This is a genomic window from Streptomyces bullii (assembly GCF_042657145.1).
GTDB classification, from domain to species: Bacteria; Actinomycetota; Actinomycetes; order Streptomycetales; family Streptomycetaceae; genus Streptomyces; species Streptomyces bullii.
On sequence record NZ_JBHSNY010000006.1, the window covers coordinates 17,602 to 38,103 of the forward strand.

General features: G+C 72.3%; 18 protein-coding genes. 9 read left to right on the plus strand and 9 right to left on the minus strand.

The window, feature by feature from the left end:
• Window positions 1–161 precede the first annotated feature (161 nt).
• Window positions 162–1,100: a cation diffusion facilitator family transporter gene (locus ACFPZJ_RS17605; protein WP_381022194.1), complete on the plus strand. Its 939-nt coding sequence runs from the start codon at window positions 162–164 to the stop codon at window positions 1,098–1,100.
• 390 nt (window positions 1,101–1,490) lie between these two features.
• Window positions 1,491–2,084, plus strand: a complete 594-nt coding sequence (gene idi, locus ACFPZJ_RS17610; protein WP_381022196.1) for an isopentenyl-diphosphate Delta-isomerase — start codon at window positions 1,491–1,493, stop codon at window positions 2,082–2,084.
• Window positions 2,085–2,164: 80 nt separating this feature from the next.
• Here the strand turns inward: idi and ACFPZJ_RS17615 are convergent, their stop codons facing one another.
• Window positions 2,165–2,671 (minus strand): ATP-binding protein, encoded by a 507-nt coding sequence (locus ACFPZJ_RS17615; RefSeq protein ID WP_381023407.1) that lies wholly within the window; start codon window positions 2,669–2,671, stop codon window positions 2,165–2,167.
• A gap of 198 nt (window positions 2,672–2,869) precedes the next feature.
• Window positions 2,870–3,451, minus strand: a complete 582-nt coding sequence (locus tag ACFPZJ_RS17620) for an HdeD family acid-resistance protein (RefSeq protein ID WP_381022197.1) — start codon at window positions 3,449–3,451, stop codon at window positions 2,870–2,872.
• Between the two features lie 108 nt (window positions 3,452–3,559).
• Here ACFPZJ_RS17620 and ACFPZJ_RS17625 point away from each other — a divergent pair, with 108 nt between their 5' ends.
• Entirely contained in the window at window positions 3,560–4,315 is a 756-nt protein-coding gene (locus ACFPZJ_RS17625; RefSeq protein WP_381022199.1) for an enoyl-CoA hydratase/isomerase family protein, read from the plus strand.
• Here ACFPZJ_RS17625 and ACFPZJ_RS17630 read toward each other — a convergent pair.
• Window positions 4,302–4,937 carry a DJ-1/PfpI family protein gene (locus ACFPZJ_RS17630; RefSeq protein ID WP_381022200.1) on the minus strand — a complete coding sequence of 212 codons (636 nt, stop codon included), beginning with the start codon at window positions 4,935–4,937 and terminating at the stop codon, window positions 4,302–4,304. The genes ACFPZJ_RS17625 and ACFPZJ_RS17630 overlap by 14 nt on opposite strands.
• A 10-nt stretch (window positions 4,938–4,947) precedes the next feature.
• Window positions 4,948–5,907 carry a GlxA family transcriptional regulator gene (locus tag ACFPZJ_RS17635; protein ID WP_381022201.1) on the minus strand — a complete coding sequence of 320 codons (960 nt, stop codon included), beginning with the start codon at window positions 5,905–5,907 and terminating at the stop codon, window positions 4,948–4,950.
• A gap of 114 nt (window positions 5,908–6,021) precedes the next feature.
• Between ACFPZJ_RS17635 and ACFPZJ_RS17640 the strand changes: the two genes are divergently transcribed.
• The 4 genes from ACFPZJ_RS17640 to ACFPZJ_RS17655 all read left to right on the plus strand — a co-directional run bounded on the left by ACFPZJ_RS17640 (window position 6,022) and on the right by ACFPZJ_RS17655 (window position 10,410).
• Window positions 6,022–6,891: an SCO6745 family protein gene (locus tag ACFPZJ_RS17640; protein ID WP_381022202.1), complete on the plus strand. Its 870-nt coding sequence runs from the start codon at window positions 6,022–6,024 to the stop codon at window positions 6,889–6,891.
• 240 nt (window positions 6,892–7,131) lie between these two features.
• Complete coding sequence (locus ACFPZJ_RS17645; protein ID WP_381022204.1) at window positions 7,132–7,263, plus strand: LPFR motif small protein; 132 nt, start codon at window positions 7,132–7,134, stop codon at window positions 7,261–7,263.
• Window positions 7,264–7,368: 105 nt separating this feature from the next.
• Entirely contained in the window at window positions 7,369–9,744 is a 2,376-nt protein-coding gene (locus ACFPZJ_RS17650) for a Tex family protein (protein WP_381022206.1), read from the plus strand.
• A gap of 96 nt (window positions 9,745–9,840) precedes the next feature.
• The gene (locus ACFPZJ_RS17655) at window positions 9,841–10,410 is read left to right on the plus strand and encodes a putative glycolipid-binding domain-containing protein (protein ID WP_381022208.1); all 570 of its coding nucleotides are present in this window, start codon (window positions 9,841–9,843) and stop codon (window positions 10,408–10,410) included.
• 27 nt (window positions 10,411–10,437) lie between these two features.
• Here ACFPZJ_RS17655 and ACFPZJ_RS17660 read toward each other — a convergent pair whose 3' ends face one another.
• Window positions 10,438–12,078, minus strand: coding sequence for an ABC-F family ATP-binding cassette domain-containing protein (locus ACFPZJ_RS17660; RefSeq protein ID WP_381022210.1), 1,641 nt, complete (start codon window positions 12,076–12,078; stop codon window positions 10,438–10,440).
• A 46-nt stretch (window positions 12,079–12,124) separates the two neighbouring features.
• The gene (locus tag ACFPZJ_RS17665) at window positions 12,125–13,147 is read right to left on the minus strand and encodes an oxidoreductase (protein WP_381022211.1); all 1,023 of its coding nucleotides are present in this window, start codon (window positions 13,145–13,147) and stop codon (window positions 12,125–12,127) included.
• 66 nt (window positions 13,148–13,213) lie between these two features.
• Here ACFPZJ_RS17665 and ACFPZJ_RS17670 point away from each other — a divergent pair, with 66 nt between their 5' ends.
• The gene (locus tag ACFPZJ_RS17670; RefSeq protein ID WP_381022212.1) at window positions 13,214–14,167 is read left to right on the plus strand and encodes an FAD-dependent oxidoreductase; all 954 of its coding nucleotides are present in this window, start codon (window positions 13,214–13,216) and stop codon (window positions 14,165–14,167) included.
• A 557-nt stretch (window positions 14,168–14,724) separates the two neighbouring features.
• Here ACFPZJ_RS17670 and ACFPZJ_RS17675 read toward each other — a convergent pair.
• The 3 genes from ACFPZJ_RS17675 to ACFPZJ_RS17685 all read right to left on the minus strand — a co-directional run bounded on the left by ACFPZJ_RS17675 (window position 14,725) and on the right by ACFPZJ_RS17685 (window position 19,746).
• Window positions 14,725–16,449, minus strand: a complete 1,725-nt coding sequence (locus tag ACFPZJ_RS17675; protein ID WP_381022214.1) for a BCCT family transporter — start codon at window positions 16,447–16,449, stop codon at window positions 14,725–14,727.
• A gap of 82 nt (window positions 16,450–16,531) precedes the next feature.
• The gene (locus tag ACFPZJ_RS17680) at window positions 16,532–17,797 is read right to left on the minus strand and encodes a M14 family metallopeptidase (RefSeq protein WP_381022215.1); all 1,266 of its coding nucleotides are present in this window, start codon (window positions 17,795–17,797) and stop codon (window positions 16,532–16,534) included.
• Window positions 17,794–19,746 carry a Xaa-Pro dipeptidyl-peptidase gene (locus tag ACFPZJ_RS17685; protein WP_381022216.1) on the minus strand — a complete coding sequence of 651 codons (1,953 nt, stop codon included), beginning with the start codon at window positions 19,744–19,746 and terminating at the stop codon, window positions 17,794–17,796. Before ACFPZJ_RS17685 ends, ACFPZJ_RS17680 begins: the two co-directional genes overlap by 4 nt.
• 242 nt (window positions 19,747–19,988) lie before the next feature.
• Between ACFPZJ_RS17685 and ACFPZJ_RS17690 the strand changes: the two genes are divergently transcribed.
• Window positions 19,989–20,453: a hypothetical protein gene (locus tag ACFPZJ_RS17690; RefSeq protein ID WP_381022217.1), complete on the plus strand. Its 465-nt coding sequence runs from the start codon at window positions 19,989–19,991 to the stop codon at window positions 20,451–20,453.
• Window positions 20,454–20,502: the final 49 nt, after the last annotated feature.

Here is a 20,502-nt window from a genome sequence, read left to right on the forward strand (position 1 = left end):
CCGGAGTGCCCGGTGCCGGCAGCGTCCTGACCTGGACATCGTTTCCGCAGGTCAAGCGACATGACAACGGTGTTCAGTGCCGCGTTGCTCATACCCCCCTCCCGTAGTTCACTGTGTGTGCCACGTACATGATCCGGACCAACACGGGAGGGCGGCTTTTCATGGGGGCTGGGCACGATCACGGGCACGCGCACGGCGGCGCGGGCGGCGGTACGGCGACCTCGGCGTACCGCGGCCGGCTGCGCGTGGCGCTGGCGATCACGCTCGCCGTCATGGTCGTGGAAGTCGTCGGCGGTGTGCTCGCCGACTCGCTGGCGCTGGTCGCGGACGCGGCCCACATGGCGACCGACGCCCTGGGTCTGGGCATGGCGCTGCTGGCGATCCACTTCGCGAACCGCCCGCCGAGCGAGCGGCGCACCTTCGGGTACGCCCGCGCGGAGATACTCGCCGCCCTGGCCAACTGTCTGCTGCTGCTGGGGGTCGGCGGATACGTCCTGTACGAGGCGGTCCAGCGGTTCGTCACCCCGGCCGGCACGCAGGGCGGTCTGACCGTCGTCTTCGGCGCGGTCGGCCTGGTCGCGAACATGGTGTCGCTGACGCTGCTGATGCGCGGCCAGAAGGAGAGCCTGAACGTGCGCGGCGCGTTCCTGGAGGTGGCGGCGGACGCGCTCGGCTCGTTCGCGGTGATCGTCTCGGCGGTGGTGATCCTGACCACCGGCTGGCAGGCGGCCGACCCGATCGCCTCGCTGGTCATCGCGCTGATGATCGCGCCCCGGACGTGGAAGCTGCTGCGCGAGACCCTCGACGTGCTGCTGGAGGCGGCCCCGAAGGACGTCGACATGGCGGAGGTACGGGCGCACATCCTGGCGCTGGACGGGGTGGAGGACGTCCACGACCTGCACGCCTGGACGATCACCTCCGGCATGCCGGTGCTCTCCGCGCACGTGGTGGTCAGCTCCGACGTCCTGAACGCGATGGGCCACGAGAAGATGCTGCACGAGCTCCAGGGCTGCCTGGGCGACCACTTCGACGTGGAGCACTGCACCTTCCAGCTGGAGCCGGGCGGACACGCCGCCCACGAGGCACGGCTCTGCCACTGAGAGGCGGCGCAAGGGGCGTCCCAGGGCGCGACCGAAGCGCGGCACGGCCACCGCGTTCCGGCGCACGGGAGGCACCGAGGGGCGCGCTCGCGCGTCGACGCGCGGGGAACGCGAGCCTCCGCCGGGCGCCCCGGAGTCCACGGTCCGGGCCACCACCGGGACACGTAGGTGCCGATCCGCCACTCGTTCCGCGCCTGACCCACGCGCCCCCGACCCGACGATTCCCCGCCCGCGACACCGGGCACGATCATCTACCGGGCCCTCCATCCGGTATCCGGGGGTCGGCCGCGGACCGCGCTGCCGCGCGGGACATGCGGGCGCTCGCGAATGCCGGGTGTGCCGTTCCCGTGCGGCACACTGGGGGCGCGAAGACCGATGTGAAGGATGGGTATGCCGATCACACCTGCCACCGCGACGCACAGTCCGTCGAACGGCACCGCTGACGCGATTCTGCTGGAACTGGTCGACGAGAACGGCGTGACGATCGGCACCGCGGAGAAGCTCGCGGCCCACCAGCCACCGGGACAACTGCATCGCGCCTTCTCCGTGTTCCTCTTCGACGAGCGCGGGCGGCTGCTGCTCCAGCAGCGGGCGCTGGGCAAGTACCACTCCCCCGGCGTGTGGTCCAACACCTGCTGCGGCCACCCCTACCCGGGCGAGGCGCCGTTCGCGGCGGCGGCGCGGCGGACGTACGAGGAGCTGGGGGTCTCCCCCTCGCTGCTGGCCGAGGCGGGCACGGTCCGCTACAACCACCCCGACCCGGCCTCGGGCCTGGTGGAGCAGGAGTACAACCACCTCTTCGTCGGTCTCGTGCAGTCAACTCCGCGGCCGGATCCGGAGGAGGTGGCGTCGACGGCGTTCGTGACGCCCGGCGAACTCGCGGAGCGGCACGCGAAGGACACCTTCTCGTCCTGGTTCATGACCGTCCTGGACGCGGCCCGCCCGGCGATCAGGGAGCTGACAGGACCGTCCGCCGACTGGTGAGGACGCGACGACACGACGGCATGGCGGCGTGACGACGTGACGGAACGGCGTGCCAGCGGGACGGCGCGTCGGCGTGACGGCTAGAGCAGCTGTACGGGCTTGAGCGGCAGGGCGGCCCAGATCACCTTGCCGCCGCTCGCCGTGTGCTGGACGTCGCACGCCCCGCCCGCCTCCAGCGTGATCTCACGCACCAGGAGCAGGCCCCGCCCGCCGGTCTCGCTGTGGGCGGCCTCCAGCGCGGTGGGACGGTAGGGGTGATCGTCCTCCACGGACACCCGGATCCACTCGGCGCCGACGGCGACCTCGACGGCGAGCATCGGCGAGAGCACGGCCGCGTGTTTGACGGCGTTCGTGACCAGTTCGGAGACGATCAACAGCAGGCCGTGCACCAGGTCCTCCGAGACCGGCACGCCCTGGCGCAGCAGCAGGTCCCTCACGGCGTGCCGGGCCTGTGGGACGGAGGCGTCGACGGCGGGTGCGGTGAACCGCCACACCCCCTCGTACGGCAGCGGGCCCGCAGGCCCGGGCTCGTAGGGTCCTTCTCGGCCCTCGGGGCGTGGGCCGGGCCCGCGCCCGTGATTGTCCATCGTCCGGTCGCCACCCTCGCGCTCGATTGTCACCACACGTCGAGTGTTGGTAACGAACCGCCCCCTACCCCGGACCTGAACAGAAGTCAGCGACTATCGAGCGCTTCTGACTGTTGGCGTATGACACGGTCAGGTGTGGGACTGATCCTGCCCCTGTTGTGCCGTGTCGGCGAACTCTTCGGGTTGTACGGGTGCCCGCTAGTGGGCCAGCCGGTCGGAGACCATCCCTACGATCTTGCGTCCGCCGAAGCCGGTCGCGATCAGGCCGAGGCCGTCGAAGAGCAGGGCGAGCGAGAAGAACGTGCCGATGACGTACTGGCTGTCGCTCGGCCAGGAGACCAGGACGAGGATGCCGAGGAGCAGCCCGAAGGCACCCTGGACGAGCGTCCAGCCGAACTGCGGTCCGCGCACCACCAGGCTGCCGACCAGACGGAAGACCCCGCCGGTCAGGAAGAGCAGCGCGGCGAACATGGTCAACGCCTCGGCCGCCGCCTGCGGCCTGAGGATGACCACGACACCGGCGGCGATGTTGAGGGCCGCGACCACCACTCCGAGCCAGAAGAAGTTGCTGCCGCGCGCCTGGACGGCGTGCAGGAGCCCGACCCCGCCGCCGATCAGCAGCAGCCAGCCGAACAGGAGCATGGAGGTCAGGGTGGCGACGCCGGTGTAGACGAGACCGACGAGCCCCGCGAGGACCAGGACGACGCCGAGTGCGGCGACCCAGCTGAAGTCGCGGCGCAGCTGCGCCGCCTCGCCCCGGACCTTGGCGGAACGGGCCATGGCCACCTCCTCGTCGCTTCCCCACGAGTCCCCGCGTGCCGCGTGATGTAACGCCGCTCCCGGCTCCCCCTGACCGGCCGGGTGGCCTGGGCGGATAGCATCCGCCGCATGGAGCCGCAGTTGCTGCACGGCGTCACCGGCTCGGTGGCCACCGTCGTCATCAGCCATCCCGCCAAGCGCAACGCCATGACGGCGGCGATGTGGCGGGCCCTGCCGCCGCTGCTGGAGGGGCTGGCGGACGATCCGGCGGTACGGGCGCTGGTGCTCACCGGCGAGGGCGGGACCTTCTGTGCCGGTGCCGACATATCGACACTGCGGGGCTCGCCGGAGGAGGCGCAGGACCTCGCCGTGCGCGCCGAGGAGGCCCTGGCGGCGTTCCCGAAGCCGACGCTTGCGGCGGTCCGCGGGCACTGCGTGGGCGGCGGGGCGCAGCTGGCGGCGGCGTGCGACCTGCGGTTCGCCGAGGAGGGGGCACTGTTCGGGGTGACGCCGGCCAAGCTGGGGATCGTGTATCCGGCGTCCGCCACCCGTCGGCTGGTCTCGCTGGTGGGACCGGCGACCGCCAAGTACCTGCTGTTCTCGGGGGAGTTGATCGACACGGAGCGGGCGCTGCGCACCGGCCTCGTCGACGAGGTGCTGCGGGCGGGCGAACTGGGCAAGCGCGTCGCGGAGTTCGCGGCGATCCTGGTGTCCCGGTCGCAGCTGACGCAGGCCGCGGCGAAGGAGTTCGCGAACGGCCGCACGGACCGGGACGGACACTGGGCCGGGCAGGCGCGCGGCAGCGGCGACACCGCGGAGGGCGTCGCCGCGTTCCTGGAGCGCAGGCCGCCGCGCTTCACCTGGAGCGTGTCTACGTCAGGATGAAGCGGCTGCGGGCCCGGAGCCGGTCGACGATGTGGGTGGGCGCCTTCCCGGGCGAGCCGGCGTCGTAAGGCGGCTGCGGGTCGTACTCCGTGGCGAGCTGCACCGTCCGGGCGTAGTCGTCTCCGGCGATGCGGCCGAGCAGAGTCAGGCCCATGTCGATGCCGGAGGAGACGCCGGCGGCGGTGACGTACTTGCCGTCGAAGACGACCCGCTCCCCCGTCGGCTGCGCACCGAAGCGCTCGAGCTGGTCCAGGGCCAGCCAGTGGGAGGTCGCGCGGCGGCCCGTGAGCAGGCCGGCGGCGGCGAGCAGCAGGGAGCCGGTGCACACGGACGTCGTCCAGGTGCTGGTGGCGTCGGCGGTGCGCAGCCAGTCCAGCAGCGGGGCGTTGTCCATCTGCGTGCTCTGTCCGGGGCCGCCGGGGACGATCACGATGGCCGGGTCCGGGACCTCGGCCAGGGTCCGGTCGGCGGTGAGCGCGAGGGTCCCGGTGTCAGTGCGGAAGGGGCCGGTCCGTTCGGCGACGAAGACGGTCTCTGCGTCCGGCAGGCGCCCGAGCGTCTCGTACGGGCCGACGGCGTCCAGGGCGGTGAAGCGGTCGTAGAGGACGATCGCGATCTGCATGGGGTTCCCTTCAGTGGGTGGTCGCGGGACGGAACCTGCGGCGGTACTCGGCCGGGGCCGTCCCGAGCGCGGTGACGAAGGCGCGGCGCATCGCCTCCGGGGTGCCGTAGCCGCTGGCGCGGGAGATCTCCTCGATGCCGTCGGCGGTGTCCTCCAGCAGACGGCGGGCGTGTTCGAGGCGGACCCGGTCGACGTAGCGGCCCGGCGTCATGCCCGTCTCGGCGCGGAAGGCGCGGGCGAAATGGCGCGGCGAGAGGCGGGCGCGGGCGGCGAGGGACTGCACGGTCAGGTCGCCGTCGGGGTGTTCGGTGATCCACCGCTGGACCTCCCGCAGCGGCTCACGGCGCGCGGTCTGGGCGGCGAGCTGGGCACTGAACTGGGCCTGGTTCCCGGGGCGGCGCAGGAAGACCACCAGGTGGCGGGCGATGGTCAGGGCGACGTCGCGGCCCAGGTCCTCCTCGACCAGGGCGAGGGCGAGGTCGATGCCGGCGGTCACACCGGCCGAGGTGGCGACGGGTCCGTCGCGTACGTAGACGGGATCGGGGTCGACCTCGACGGCCGGATGGTTGCGGGCGAGTGTGTCGCAGTAGGCCCAGTGGGTGGTGGCCCGGCGGCCGTCCAGCAGACCGGCCCGCGCCAGCACGATCGCGCCGGTGCACACGGAGACCAGGCGTACGGCGCGCGGACCGCGCTCGCGCACCCAGTCGACCAGGCGTGGGTCGGGCCGGCGGGTGCCCTGTCCGCCCGGGACGAGGAGGGTGTGCGGGTGGGGTGCCTCGGCGAGGGGCCGGTCGGGGACGAGGGTCAGCCCGCTGGTCGTCCGGACGGGAGCGCCGTCCAGGGAGGCGGTGTGGATCCGGTACGTCCCCGGGGTGTGCTTCTCCGCTCCGGCGAACACCTCCACCGGCCCGCTGACATCGAGGCTCTGCACGCCGTCGAAGAGGACGACGAGAACGGTTCGCTGCGCCATGCCCACGATTGTTCGCTGGTACGAAGGCTGGCCGCAATGACGAGTTCCCCACCTTTTCTGCCATGCGTGACGCCCCCCTGGAGGACATACCAAGCGGTTGGTAATGTGCCGGGCATGACAACTGCCGCTCTTGAGCAGCGCGCCGGACGGCGCTGCCACAACGCCCTCAACTCACTGCACTCGGCGCACTACTTCTCGCCCGACCTGGGCCGGGAACTGGGTGCCGTCGGGGTCACGGACCCGCGCGCCGTCAACTTCGCCGTGCGGTCGGCGGCGCTCGGGCCGGCGGGGCCGGGGACGGTCGCCGCGGCGTTCTACAACTACAAGTACGAGCTCGTGGCCCGGCATGTGCCGGCGGTGTGGGCCGTGGCCTCGCCCGAGCAGGTCCTCGCCGCACGCGCGCGTGCCGTCGACGCGACGCTGCGCCGGTTGCTGGGCGACCAGGTGGTGGCCTCGGCGGAGATGGCCAAGGCCGCACGGCTCGCGCTGCGCGCCACCGAGGCGTGTTCACGCGGCGCCCGGCCGCTCTACGCCGCCCATGCCGACCTCCCCGTCCCCGACGAGCCGCACATGGCCTTCTGGCACGCGGCGACGCTGCTGCGCGAGCACCGCGGCGACGGGCACCTCGCCGTGCTGGTGTCCGCGGGGCTCGACGGCCTCGAGGCGCTGGTGACCCACACCGCGACCGGCAAGGGGATGACCCCCAAGTGGGTGTTCGGCACGCGCGGCTGGAGCCGTGAGGAGTGGGACGCGGCGGTGGAGCGGCTGAGGGAGCGCGGGCTGCTGGACGGCACGGGCGAGCTGACCGAGCGGGGCGTCGCACTACGCGAGGAGATCGAACACGAGACCGACCGGCTGGACCGGGCCCCCTACGAACACCTGGGCCCGGACGGCGTCGCACGGCTGACGGACCTCGGCACGACGTTCGCCCGCACGGCACTGGCGGCGGGCGCGTTCCCGGCGGACCTCCTCGGCAAGCGCTGAGGGCCCGGGCGACGGAGGAACTCGACACGACGTCCGGCCGTACGACGCCGGCACACCGTACGGCGTCGGCGGCGGTGTGTTCCCGGCGGATCGACCTGGACTCAGGGCCGGTGAGGAAGGGACGAGGCCGGCCCGGGCGGGCGGCTCACGGCGGGATGATCGGTCGTGCGCATGGCAGGCTGTCCTTGCGGTACTCGGGAGCTCCCGGTCTGAGCGGCCGGGAGAGGAAAGGGGATATCCGTGTTCCGAGCCATCGCAGATGTGCTGCGCCAGATCGGTGGCGCCATCGCCACCGTCGTGACGCTGCCGTTCCGGGCCCTGGCCCGGCTCTTCGGCGGGGCGTCGTCCACCGCGCGGAGCCGCAGGGTCTGACGTTCCGCCCGCCACGCGCCGCCGGTCGCCGCCCTGATCCACGGTTGTCGGTGTCACCTGCCACAATTGCCGCGCAACCCGATGTGGAGAAGGCGGTACCGGATCGTGACGACACCCGCGTCCCTCGAGGCAGGGTCCATCGAAGGCAGGATCGCCGAGGAGCTCGGCGTAACGGAGCGGCAGGTCAAGGCCGCCGTGGAGCTGCTCGACGGCGGTTCGACGGTGCCCTTCGTCGCCCGCTACCGCAAGGAAGTGACCGGGATGCTCGACGACGCGCAGCTGCGCGTGATCGAGGAGCGGTTGCGCTATCTGCGGGAGCTGGAGGAGCGGCGGACGGCGATCCTGGAGTCGGTGCGCGAGCAGGGCAAGCTCACCGAGGAGCTGGAGGCGCAGATCCGGGGCGCGCAGACCAAGGCGCGCCTGGAGGACATCTATCTGCCCTATAAGCCCAAGCGGCGCACCAAGGCACAGATCGCGCGTGAGGCGGGACTGGAGCCGCTGGCCGAGGGGCTGCTCGGCGACCCGACCATCGAGCCCCTCGCCGCGGCCGCCGCGTTCGTCGACGCCGACAAGGGCGTGGCCGACCCGCAGGCCGCCCTCGACGGTGCCCGGGCGATCCTGACCGAGCGGTTCTCGGAGGACGCCGACCTGATCGGCGAACTGCGCGAGCGCATGTGGGTGCGCGGGCGGCTGGCCGCGAAGGTCCGGGAGGGCAAGGAGGAGGCGGGCGCCAAGTTCGCCGACTACTTCGACTTCGCCGAGCCGTTCACCGAACTGCCCTCGCATCGGATCCTGGCGATGCTGCGCGGCGAGAAGGAGGAGGTCCTCGACCTCGTCCTGGAGCCCGAGGAGCCGACGGACGGGCCGTCGTCGTACGAGGGGATGATCGCCCACCGGTTCGGGATCGCCGACCGGGGCCGGCCCGCCGACAAGTGGCTGGTGGACACGGTCCGCTGGGCCTGGCGCACGCGCGTCCTGGTGCACCTGGGCATCGACATCCGGATGCGGCTGCGCACCGCCGCCGAGGACGAGGCCGTGAAGGTGTTCGCGGCCAATCTGCGCGATCTGCTGCTCGCCGCCCCGGCCGGCACCCGAGCGACGCTCGGCCTGGACCCCGGGTTCCGTACGGGTGTGAAGGTCGCCGTCGTCGACGCCACCGGCAAGGTCGTCGCCACGGATGTCGTCTACCCGCACGTCCCGGCCAACAAGTGGGACGAGGCGATCGCCAAGCTCGCCCGGCTGGCGAAGGAGCACGAGGTCGAGCTGATCGCGATCGGCAACGGCACGGCGTCCCGGGAGACCGACAAGCTCGCCGGGGAACTCATCGCCAAGCACCCGGAGTTGAAGCTCACGAAGGTGATGGTGTCCGAGGCGGGCGCCTCGGTCTACTCGGCCTCCGCCTTCGCCTCGCAGGAGCTGCCGAGCCTGGACGTGTCGCTGCGCGGCGCGGTGTCGATCGCGCGCCGGCTCCAGGACCCGCTGGCCGAGCTGGTGAAGATCGACCCGAAGTCGATCGGTGTCGGCCAGTACCAGCACGACCTGTCCGAGGTGAAGCTGTCGCGTTCGCTGGACGCGGTGGTCGAGGACTGTGTGAACGGCGTGGGCGTGGACGTCAACACGGCCTCCGCGCCGCTGCTGGCACGGGTCTCCGGCATCACCTCCGGGCTCGCCGAGAACATCGTGGCGCACCGGGACGCCAACGGCCCCTTCACGTCCCGCTCCGAGCTGAAAAAGGTCCCGCGGCTGGGCCCGAAGGCGTACGAGCAGTGCGCGGGCTTCCTGCGGATCCGCGGCGGCGACGACCCGCTGGACGCCTCCAGCGTGCACCCGGAGGCGTACCCGGTCGTGCGGCGGATGGTGCAGACCACCGGGCAGGAGGTCGCCGCGCTCATCGGCAACACGGCGGTGCTGCGGTCGCTGAAGCCGCAGCAGTTCGTCGACGAGACGTTCGGTCTGCCGACCGTCACGGACATTCTGAAGGAGCTGGAGAAGCCGGGCCGTGACCCGCGGCCGGCCTTCAAGACGGCCGCGTTCAAGGAGGGCGTCGAGAAGATCTCCGACCTGTCGGCGGGGATGATCCTGGAGGGCGTCGTGACGAACGTGGCGGCCTTCGGGGCGTTCGTCGACGTCGGTGTCCACCAGGACGGCCTGGTGCACGTCTCCGCGATGTCGAAGACCTTCGTCAAGGACCCGCGGGACGTCGTCAAGCCCGGGGACATCGTCAAGGTGAAGGTCCTCGACGTGGACACTCCGCGCAAGCGGATCTCGCTGACGCTGCGGCTGGACGACGAGGCGGCCGGGCAGGGGCAGGGCTCCGGTCCCGGTGAACGCCGTCAGCGCGGCGGGCGTCCGCCGCAGCAGCGCCAGGGCGGCCGGGGCGGCGGTGGCGGCTCCCGTCAGGCGCCCCCGCCGGCCAACAGCGCGATGGCCGACGCCCTGCGCCGCGCGGGCCTGCTCGACCCGAAGAACGGCAGGCGCTGACCCGTACGCACGCCACCCCCTGAGGCATCCGGGCCCGGGCCCGGGCCCCCGCACCGCAGCGGGGCCCGGGCCCGGTTCTGCTCGTAGGGTGGCGGTATGACCACTTCGCGGGTACTCACCTGGGACGTCACGGCGAGCCGGGGCTACGAGACCGCCTGGGTGGACTTCGACGGCGGCACGCTGCGGGCGCGTGGCCGGGCGGTGGGGACCACCCCCGAGCCGTACTGGATCTCGTACGAGCTGGACACGGCCGAGGGCCTGGTGACGCGCCGGCTGCTGGTGACGGCAGAGACGGCGGCCCGTACCCGCACGCTCGATCTGCGGCACGACGGCCGGGGCGGGTGGACGGCCGACGGGGAGCGGCTGCCGGGCATGGACGGCGCCCTCGACTGCGATCTGGGGCTGTGCCCGCTCACCAACACCATGCCGGTGCTGCGCCACGGGCTGCACCGGGCCCCCGGCGAGCAGGAGTTCCTGATGGCCTGGGTGTCGGTGCCGGGGCTGACGGTACGGCGGTCGCGGCAGACCTACACCCACCTCGCGCGGACCGGCGGCGGGGGCCGGGTCCGCTTCGCCTCGGGCACCTTCCGCAGCGACCTGGAGTTCGACGCGGACGGCCTCGTGGTCGAGTACCCCGGCCTGGCACGGCGGCTGACGCCCCGTTAGGCCCCTGCGGCCCACGGCCGCCGGGGCCTAGCGTTCGGTGACCTTGCCGTCCGCCACCTCCAGGCGGCGCGTGACGCGTACCGCGTCCAGCATCCGCCGGTCGTGGGTGACCAGCAGGAGGGTGCCCTCGTAGGCGTCGAGGGCCGACTCCAGTTGCTCGATGGCGGGCAGGTCGAGGTGGTTGGTCGGCTCGTCGAGGACGAGGAGGTTGACGCCCCGGCCCTGGAGCAGCGCGAGGGCGGCGCGGGTGCGTTCGCCCGGGGAGAGGCTCGCCGCCGGGCGCAGGACGTGGTCCGACTTGAGGCCGAACTTGGCCAGGAGGGTGCGGACTTCGGCCGGTTCCGCGTCGGGGACGGCCGCGTGGAAGGCGTCGAGCAGGCTCTCCGGGCCGTGGAAGAGGTGGCGGGCCTGGTCGACCTCGCCGAGCAGGACGCCCGAGCCCAGGGCGGCGTGGCCGGCGTCGAGCGGGACACGGCCCAGCAGGGCGCCCAGCAGGGTGGACTTGCCCGCGCCGTTCGCGCCCGTCACCGCCACCCGGTCCGCCCAGTCGATCTGCAGGGTGACCGGGCCGAGCACGAAGTCGCCGCGCCGCACCTCGGCGTCCCGGAGCGTGGCGACGACGGCGCCCGAGCGCGGGGCCGCCGCGATCTCCATGCGCAGCTCCCACTCCTTGCGCGGCTCCTCGACGACCTCCAGCCGTTCGATCATGCGCTGGGTCTGCCGGGCCTTGGCGGCCTGCTTCTCGCTGGCCTCGCTGCGGAACTTGCGGCCGATCTTGTCGTTGTCGTTGCCGGCCTTGCGGCGCGCGTTCTTCACGCCCTTGTCCATCCAGGAACGCTGCATCTGGGCGCGCTCCTGGAGAGTCGCCCTCTTGTCGGCGTACTCCTCGTACTCGTCGCGGGCGTGCCGGCGGGCCACCTCGCGTTCCTCCAGGTAGGCCTCGTAGCCGCCGCCGTAGAGGTTGATCCGCTGCTGCGTGAGGTCGAGTTCGAGCACCTTGGTGACGGTGCGGGCGAGGAACTCGCGGTCGTGGCTGACGACCACCGTTCCGGCGCGCAGGCCGCTCACGAAGCGTTCCAGCCGCTCCAGCCCGTCCAGGTCGAGGTCGTTGGTGGGCTCGTCGAGCAGGAAGACGTCGTAGCGGGACAGGAGCAGGGAGGCCAGGCCGGCGCGTGCCGCCTGGCCTCCGGACAGGGACGTCATCGGCTGGTCCAGGTCCACGGCCAGGCCGAGTGTGCCGGCGACCTCCTCGGCGCGCTCGTCGAGGTCGGCGCCGCCCAGCCCCAGCCAGCGCTCCAGGCTCGTCGCGTACGCGTCATCGGCGCCGGGGGCGCCGTCGACCAGGGCCTGGGTGGCCTCGTCCATCGCCCGCTGGGCGTCGGCGACGCCGGTGCGCCGGGCCAGGAACTCCCGTACGGTCTCGCCCGGGCGGCGCTCCGGCTCCTGCGGCAGGTGTCCGACGGTCGCGGTCGGCGGGGACAGCCGCCGCTCGCCCTGCTCGGGCGCGGTCAGCCCGGCGAGCATCCGGAGCAGCGTGGACTTGCCCGCGCCGTTGGCTCCGACCAGCCCGATGACGTCACCGGGGGCGACGACGAGGTCCAGTCCGGAGAAGAGCGAGCGGTCGCCGTGGCCGGCGGTGAGATTCTTCGCGACGAGGGTGGCAGTCATCAGACCGCAGATCCTAGTGGCCGGGCCCTGACCCGCGTCCCGGTGCTCAGCGCGCCACGGGCGCCGCCAGCACGCTCCCCGATGTCCGTGCCACGACGAACGCCTGCCCCTTCACCGCCTTCGCGTCCAGGGTGAGGCGATGGCGGCCCGCCTCCAGGACGCCGTCGAAGACCTCGTGGGTGTGGGAGCGGTACAGGCGGTCGAGGCGGTACGCGGTGAGCCGGACCCGGCAGGGAGAGGTGACCTCGACCTGCGCCGCGTCACCGTCGGCGGACAGGCCGGTGAGGCGGCGCTGCGCGAGCGGGCTGCGGTCCAGGGCGTGTTCGATCTGGGCGACCAGGAGGGGCACGATGGGGGCGAGACCGTCGACGTAGGCCACGTCCACTCCGGCACGGGCGAACGTGCGGCGGACAGCGGCACGTTCCTCCTCGCCGACGGCACGGCCGAAGGCGACGGCACCGTAGCCGCGCAGCTCGTCGGCGGGGACGTCCTGGGCGTCCTGGGTGATGTCGGCGCCGATGCCGATGGTGCGCAGGGCGGCCGCGAGCTTGGCCAGGACGGCGACGCGGGCGCCGATGAGCAGGACGCGGCGCCGTTCGCCCGTGGCCGTGCCGTCGAGCAGGGAGCCCAGTGCCGCACGGTACTCCGCGCCGCGGAAGCGGAACGGGCCGATGCCGTGGTAGCCGTTGAGCTCCAGGTCGGCGTTGTCGTCGGTCTGCCAGGCGAAGTCGCGCCAGACGAAGTCGTCGCCGTCGCGTTCGATGGCCGCGGTCACGGCGCCGCAGGCCAGGTCCTCGCACTCGGGGCAGCCGTAGATGACGTACCGGCCACCGGGCAGCGGGGCGTCCGACTCCAGTAACAGGCTGCGGACCTGCGCGGTGAAGATGGCGGGCGGGACGTCGGAGGCCAGCGGTGAGACGGCGTCCAGGTCGGAGAGCTGGAACAGCAGCGGACGCCCGTCGACGACGAAGTCCACGAAGTCCCGGTGGACCTGGTAGTCGCCGCCTGCGAGGACTCCACCGGCCCGCATCGCCGGGGCCAGGCCGAAGGTCGCGTACTCGGCACACATGCGGTGAGTATTCCCACACATCGGGTGATGTGAGCGCGGCATGACATATTCCGCTACCGTCCCGGCATGGCGGGCGAACGGAGTGACGAGATCCTCGTGGTCGGCGGCGGGGTCGTCGGGCTGACGACGGCCGTGGTCCTGGCCGAGCGGGGCGAGCGGGTACGGCTGTGGACGAGGGAACCTGCCGAGGAGACCACCTCGGCGGTTGCCGGGGCGTTGTGGTGGCCGTACCACATCGAGCCACTGGCGCTGGCGCGCGCGTGGGCGCTGCGCTCGCTGGACGTGTACGAGGAGTCGGCGGCGCGGCCCGAGGTGACCGGCGTACGGATGGTCGAAGGGGTGCTGGGCGAGGCCGACCTGGACGGGGCGGACTCGTGGCTGGCCGGCCGGGTGCCGGAGTTGCGGGCGGCGACGGCGGAGGAGTACGGCGGAGTGGGCATCCTGGCGTGCCTGCCGCTCATCGACATGCCCGCCCATCTGGCGTGGCTGCGGGAGCGGTTCGTGGCGGCGGGCGGCGTCGTCGAGACGCGTACGGTGTCGCGCGGGTTCCCGGAGGCCGACGCGCCGGTCGTCGTCAACTGCACGGGGCTCGGGGCGCGCGAGCTCGTGCCGGACCCGTCCGTACGGCCGGTGCGCGGGCAGCTGGTCGTCGTGGAGAACCCGGGGATCAGCACCTGGCTCGTGTCCGGCACGGCGGGCGGGGAGATGGCGTACTTCTTCCCGCAGCCCGGCCGGCTGGTGCTGGGCGGCACGGCGGAGGACGACGTGTGGTCTACCGAGCCGGATCCGGCGGTGGCCGAGGCGATCGTCGCACGGTGCGCGGCCCTGCGGCCGGAGATCGCCGGGGCACGCGTCCTGGCCCACCGGGTGGGCCTGCGGCCCGCGCGGGACAGGGTCCGGCTGGAGGCGGAACGACTGCCGGACGGCCGTCTGCTGGTCCACAACTACGGCCACGGCGGCGCAGGGGTGACGGTGGCCTGGGGGTGCGCGGAGGAGGCGGCGGGGCTGGTGCCGGGGTGAGGTCGCGGGCTGGAGGTGGGTGCGGCAGGCGCGGAGTGATGTCCTGCTGAGCATCCGGGTCCGCCTCGGTCCGGCAGCCGCCGAAGAAGCGGCGGACTGGCGTCGCACCGAGCCTCCGGCCCGGCCGCCTCGGCGTCGAGAGGAGGCAGCGCGGACTGACGTCGCACGAGCCCTCCGGCCCGGGCTCCTCAGCATCGGCTTCCGTCGGCTGGTCTGCTGCCGGTATCGGCCGACTCGGCACTCGGCGCAGCACCGGCGACCGGCGCACCCCACGGCGATCACCCCCAACGCGGCCGAGTGCGGACACCCGCCGAGCCACCGCCCACCACTGCTGCCCACCGACGGAGCGGCCCGCGCACGACTGGGCCAAGCCGCACCGGCAACCACTCGGCGACCGCCCGAAGGCACTCCCAACCCGACCGCTCAAGGCACTCCCAACCCGACCGCCGACCGCAGAAGGCACTCCCACCCCCCGGCCGCCGGCCACCGAAGGCGCTCCCGCCTCGGCCGGCGGCCGACGAAGGCGCTGCCACCTCCGGCGGCCGGCCGTCGGGCGGTCAGTGTTTGCCGATCGGGTCGCCCTCCACGTCCGGGCCGCGGCCCGGGCCCACGCGGAGTTCGAACTCGCCGTCGTACTTCTTGTGACCCTCGATCACGGCCAGTTCGACGGCCTCCGAGCCCATCTGCTCGCGGACGATGACCGGGTCCCGGCGCAGATCGCGCATCAGGGCGACACACATGAAGATCATCACGAGGACGAACGGTGCCGCCGCGAGGATCGTGAGGTTCTGCAGGCCCGTCAGCGCGTCGCCCTGGCCGCTGCCGACCAGGAGCATGACCGCGGCCACCGCGCCGGTGACCACGCCCCAGAACACCACCACCGGACGGCCCGGTTCGAGGGCGCCCCGCTGCGAGAGGGTGCCCATCACGATCGACGCCGCGTCCGCGCCCGAGACGAAGAAGATGCCGACGAGGATCATGACCAGCAGACTGGTGACCGTGGCGATGGGGAACTCCCGCAGCACGGCGAAGAGCTGGCCCTCGGGCGTCGACTCGTCACCGAGCCGCCCCTGTTCCCGCATCTTCATCGCCGAGCCGCCGAAGACCGCGAACCACACCAGGCTCACCGTGCTCGGCACCAGGATCACGCCACCGACGAACTGCCGGATCGTCCGGCCCCGGCTGATACGGGCGATGAACATGCCGACGAACGGCGTCCAGGAGATCCACCACGCCCAGTAGAAGACGGTCCAGCTGCCCAGCCAGTCCGCCACCCCTTCGCCGCCGCTGGCCTCCGTGCGGCCGGCGAGCTGCGGCAGGTCGCCGAGGTAGGAGAAGACGGAGGTGGGCAGCAGGTCGAGGACGATGATCGTCGGGCCTGCCACGAACACGAACAACGCCAGCACCAGCGCGAGCACCATGTTGGTGTTGGACAGCCACTGGATGCCCCGCTCGACGCCCGACACCGCGGACGCGACGAACGCCAGGGTCAGCACCGCGATGATCGTGACCAACAGCCCGGTGCTCACCTTGTCCATCCAGTCGAGTTCCTCCACGCCGGAGCCGATCTGGAGCGCGCCCAGCCCGAGCGAGGCCGCGGAGCCGAAGACGGTCGCGACGATGGCGAGGATGTCGATGACGCGTCCGCCGGCGCCATTGGCGTGCTTCTCGCCGAGCAGGGGCGTGAAGACGGCGCTGATGGTCTGGCGGCGGCGCTTGCGGAAGGTGCTGTACGCGATCGCGAGACCGACCACGGCGTAGATCCCCCACGGGTGCAGTGTCCAGTGGAAGAGCGTGGTGGCCATGGCCGTTTCCATACGGTCGCCGGAGTCGGCCGGGCTGGTGCCCGGCGGCGCCGTCGTGTAGTGCGCGAGCGGCTCGCTCACGCCGTAGAACATCAGGCCGATGCCCATGCCGGCGCTGAACATCATCGCCACCCACGACACCGTGCGGAACTCGGGCTCCTCGCCCTCGGCGCCGAGGTGGATCCGGCCGTAACGGCTGGCCGCGAGCCACAGCGCGAAGACGACGAAGCCCGAGGCCGCCAGCATGAACGCCCAGCCGCCGTTGTGTATCAGCCCGCTGAGCATGCTGCTGGAGACGTCCTCCAGCGAGTCGGTCGCGGCGGCACCCCATATCACGAACGCGAGGGTGAGCACGGCGGTGACGCCGAACACGACCCGGTCGGTCCGGGGCCGTACCTGACCGGGGAGGCCCGCTTCCGAGCCTGGAAGCGCGCCTCCCGCATGGCGTTCCTTGTCGGTCTGTCCGTCCTGTGTCACAGGCGCCACCTTTCCTTGGGACCACGGAGGTGGATGGTCCTCCTCCGGTACGCCCCTACCACGTGTGGCGCAAACTCATCCCTCAGCAGTCGGTGTCGGGTTCTCCCGCGGTCAGGTGGTACGCGGCGCGCTCGTCGAGCAGCAGCGGCACCAGGGCCCGCAGGGACTGGCGCAGCGGCACGAGCACGCCGTCGCCGTCCCGGTGCGCGCGCACGCCGTGCAGGGCCAGTTCGTCCTTCACCTCCGTGTACTGGCCGTCGGTCAGCCGATAGCCGCAGGGTGGGTTCTGGATGACCTCTGTGTCCTCGGGCGGGTCGTTGTCGGCACCGCCGACGTGGACCGGGCCCGTGTCGGCGTACCCCTGGTGCCGGGCGACGCCCGTCGCCGCCTCGATCCGTGCCCGGCGGTCGTCCGTGAACGCGAACAGGCCGTCCAGCGCGGCGAGTTGGGAGTGCACACGACGCCGGTTGTTGAGGGCCTCGTCCTGCCGTTCGGCGTCGGTGAGCGGGTCGACGCGGCTCTCGATGAGCAGCCCGACCGCGTGCTTGACGCCGGACATGTTCCGCAGGATGCGCTCCTGCCCGTCCCCGGCGACCTGCCGGATCGGTTCGCCGGTGGCGGGGTCGGTCCAGATGCCGTACGTGCCGGTGGAGTACCCGGCGGCTCGCGCGGTGGGGCGTACGTACCCCTGGGACAGGGTCCGGGCCTCGTCGTGGACGGCCGCGTCGGTGTTGAGGTTGCGGGGCCACAGGTCGAACAGGTCCCTGTCGTAGTACGGGGGTGTGGCGCCGTACTCGTGCAGGTCGTAGACCACGTCGGGCCGCTGGTCGCGAATGACTGCGGCCAGGGCCCGTGCCTCGGCGGTCTTCAGGGCGAGGTGGTCGCGGTTGATGTCGGTGCCGTCGCTGTTGCCGCGCGTGTCGGCGGCCCGGCCGTCGGGATTGGCGGTGGGCACGACGAGCACCGTGGTGCGGTCCAGGAAGCGGCGGGTGTCCGGGTCCCGGGCGTACGCCAGGTCGCGGACCGTGCTCAGGCAGGCCTCGCGGCCGGCGGGCTCGTCGCCGTGCTGACCGCACACGAGCAGCACCTTGTTCGGCGCCGGGTGGCTGCCGATGCGGACGAGCTGGAGCGGACGTCCCTGTCGCGTCGTACCGATGCGGGACAGGGAGACCCGGCCGCTCGCCCGGTCGACGGCCGCCAGAAGCTCCTGCTCCTCCGGCTGCGTGGTCCAGCGAGCGCCGTGGGACTCCTCGAAGCCCGTGCGGGGCGGTGAGTCGGCCGCGTGGGCGGGCGCCACGACGAGGGAGGCGGCGAGGGCCGCCGCGGTCAGGGTGAGCGCGCGGATCACCGGCCTCCCTCCGGGACGCGCTGGGTGGTGCGCGGTGCGCGTACGCCGTCCAGCTCGGTGGCCGGCGTGGTGCTCCACGCGCCGGCGGTGGCGCGGGCGAACGCGGCGGTGCCGCCGACGAACGGGACGCGGGCCGAGGTGCGGGCGAGGTCGAGGGTGAGGGTCGGTGTGTCGGCGGGAGGGTCGATCAGGCCCTTGTCGGTGCCCGCGACGATCAGCGCCAGGCGGTGGCCCCGGGGGACGACGTGGTCGGTGGCCGCCAGGTCGAGGGTGATCGTGTACTTCTTGCCCGGGGTGAGCGGGGCGCCCTTCAGGTCGGAGGCGTGGTTGCCGAGGTCGGCCCAGCCGCGGCTGACGATCGTGTAGTCGACGTCGGCGGTCTTGGCCTTGGTCTCCTTGAAGCAGGCGCTGTCGCCGGTGGTGCTCGCGCCCCAGCAGCTGCCCTCGGTGAGGGTGGTGATGCCCTCGGCGGCGTCGGCGTAGTCGCGGATGGTGTCGGGGCCGAGGTCGACCAGCACGGCGGACAGGTGGGCCGTCGGGGCGGAGGGGGTCGCGGTGACGGTGACCTGGGAGGAGCCGGACAGGCGCAGGTCACGGGTGAGCGGCCGGGTGGTGAAGCCGGCCTTGCCGGGTGTCGGCGTGTCGATGCGGGCGGCCCAGTCGGTCTCGCTCAGCTCAGGGTCGTCGGTGAAGGTCGCGGTGCCGGTGCCGCGGGTGAGACCGAGGGTGCCGACGCCGTTCTGCGTGCCCTCGCCGGGCCTGAGGACGGTCGTCGCGGTGCCTCGGGGCGGCCACACGGACGAGGTCACCCACTGGTCGGGCCGGCGCTCGATGTCGGCCATCGGTTCGCGGTCGATGCCGTTGTCGTAGCCGAGGAGTTCGTGGTCGAACCAGCGGTGCAGGGTGTCGACCCACTCGGCGCGGCGGAAGTCGAAGGGGTCGACGTGGCCGACCTGGGAGAGCCATATCTTGCGGTCGACGCCGTGCTCGGCGAGGGCGTCCCACCACTGACCGAAGTGCTTGGCGCGGACGTTGAGGTCCTGCATGCCGTGGATCACGAAGACGCTGGCCTTCACCTCGGCGGCGTCCTTGACGTAGTCCCGCTCGCCCCACAGCGGGGTCCAGTCGCCGGTGCGCGGCGCGCCGTCGACGAGCTTGCGCTGGACGGGGCCGCACTTGGCGCGGGCCTCGGGGCTCTCGACGTAGTTCGACAGCCAGTCGGGGCCGGAGTCGTACAGCGGGGCGCCCTTGGCGAAGTAGTAGTCGTACCAGGAGGAGATGGCACCGATCGGCACGATGGTCTCCAGACCCTCGACGCCCGTGGCGGCGACGCCGTTGGCGACCGTGCCGTCGTAGCTCTTGCCGATCATGCCGGTGCGGCCGTTGGTCCAGTCGGCCTCGGCGCGGACGCCGCCGGTGCGGGTCGTGTACGCCTTGCCCCGGCCGTTCAGCCAGTCGACGACGGCCTTCGCGGACTGGACGTCGGAGCGGCCGCCGACGTCGACGCAGCCGTCCGAGCGATTGGTTCCGGCCAGGTCGACGCCGACGAAGGCGTAGCCGCGCGGCACGAAGTAGTTGTCGTAGAACAGCGGCATCTGGACGACGTCGCCGTCGGCGTCGTACGTCTTCCTCTGGCTCTCGTTGCCGCGCCCGCAGCAGGAGTAGTACGGGCTGGCGTCCATGATGACGGGGACCTTCCGGCCCCGCTGGGCGGGTTCGCTGGGGCGGACGATGTCGACGGCGACGCGATCGGTCCTTCCGTCGCCGTCCTCGTCGAGTCCGGTGTCCACCCAGACGGCTTCGCGGATGGCGTTGTCGTAGGAGTAGACGGGCCGGCTCTCCCGCGGCGCGGCGTCGGCCGCGGCCGGGGTGAGCAGCGTGGCCGTCAGGGCGGCCGTGGCCACGGTCGCGAGCGGTCTCCAGGTCGTGAAGCGCGTGCGTTTCGGCATGCGGCGGACGGTACATCGGTCAACTCCCGTACAGAAGGGGGCATCTGATGGTGCAAAGAGTCCTCACGTGGCCGAGAAGCGCCCCTGGCGACGGGTGTGCCCCTGACGGACGAACGGCGGTCGTGTGACACCGGTGGCCATGGACACGCCCGGGGAACGGCAGTGACCGGGCGCTACCCGCCGTGGCGAGACGGGTGTTGCGCGCCCTCCCCAGCCCTGCGGAGTCCGGCTAGCCTTACGTCGTGGACTGGGGGACTCTGGCTGGCACCGCCCTAGGTGCGTTCGTCGGTGTGGCAACCACTTTGCTGGCAGAACGGGCGCGATGGCGTCGAGAACACTCTTCACGCGAGCAGGCCGTCAAGCGAGAGCTGTACGCCCAGTATCTGGGTGCTCTGTCACTCACCACTCACCAACTGCGCGACCTGCGCCGAGACCCCAGCCTCACCCAGGAATCCCGGGTGCGCCAAGCCGGCGAAGTACTGGGCGGCAGCACGGCGTACCACCTCCGCTACCAGGTGCTCATCACCGCCCCGGATGCCCTCGGTGAACTGGCTGACCGTGCCTTCGGCTGCATACGCACGCTGAGAGACCATCTTGACCACCCGGACGCCCACAGCAACCAGGAGTGGGACGTCGCTTTGGCCGACCTCACCGAGACTCTCCGCTCACTCCGCACTGCCATGCGGAACGATCTGATCACTTCCTGACTCAAGGCGGCTCATCTCACCTACAGCGCCGGCAAGCACGGGACAGCCA

Excerpts from the sequence above, each read along its gene's own strand:
- ACFPZJ_RS17605 (WP_381022194.1), top strand. The coding sequence starts at position 162 with ATGGGGGCTGGGCACGATCACGGGCACGCGCACGGCGGCGCGGGCGGC.
- idi (WP_381022196.1), top strand. The coding sequence starts at position 1,491 with ATGCCGATCACACCTGCCACCGCGACGCACAGTCCGTCGAACGGCACC.
- ACFPZJ_RS17615 (WP_381023407.1), bottom strand. The coding sequence starts at position 2,671 with ATGGACAATCACGGGCGCGGGCCCGGCCCACGCCCCGAGGGCCGAGAA.
- ACFPZJ_RS17620 (WP_381022197.1), bottom strand. The coding sequence starts at position 3,451 with ATGGCCCGTTCCGCCAAGGTCCGGGGCGAGGCGGCGCAGCTGCGCCGC.
- ACFPZJ_RS17625 (WP_381022199.1), top strand. The coding sequence starts at position 3,560 with ATGGAGCCGCAGTTGCTGCACGGCGTCACCGGCTCGGTGGCCACCGTC.
- ACFPZJ_RS17630 (WP_381022200.1), bottom strand. The coding sequence starts at position 4,937 with ATGCAGATCGCGATCGTCCTCTACGACCGCTTCACCGCCCTGGACGCC.
- ACFPZJ_RS17635 (WP_381022201.1), bottom strand. The coding sequence starts at position 5,907 with ATGGCGCAGCGAACCGTTCTCGTCGTCCTCTTCGACGGCGTGCAGAGC.
- ACFPZJ_RS17640 (WP_381022202.1), top strand. The coding sequence starts at position 6,022 with ATGACAACTGCCGCTCTTGAGCAGCGCGCCGGACGGCGCTGCCACAAC.
- ACFPZJ_RS17655 (WP_381022208.1), top strand. The coding sequence starts at position 9,841 with ATGACCACTTCGCGGGTACTCACCTGGGACGTCACGGCGAGCCGGGGC.
- ACFPZJ_RS17660 (WP_381022210.1), bottom strand. The coding sequence starts at position 12,078 with ATGACTGCCACCCTCGTCGCGAAGAATCTCACCGCCGGCCACGGCGAC.
- ACFPZJ_RS17665 (WP_381022211.1), bottom strand. The coding sequence starts at position 13,147 with ATGTGTGCCGAGTACGCGACCTTCGGCCTGGCCCCGGCGATGCGGGCC.
- ACFPZJ_RS17670 (WP_381022212.1), top strand. The coding sequence starts at position 13,214 with ATGGCGGGCGAACGGAGTGACGAGATCCTCGTGGTCGGCGGCGGGGTC.
- ACFPZJ_RS17685 (WP_381022216.1), bottom strand. The coding sequence starts at position 19,746 with ATGCCGAAACGCACGCGCTTCACGACCTGGAGACCGCTCGCGACCGTG.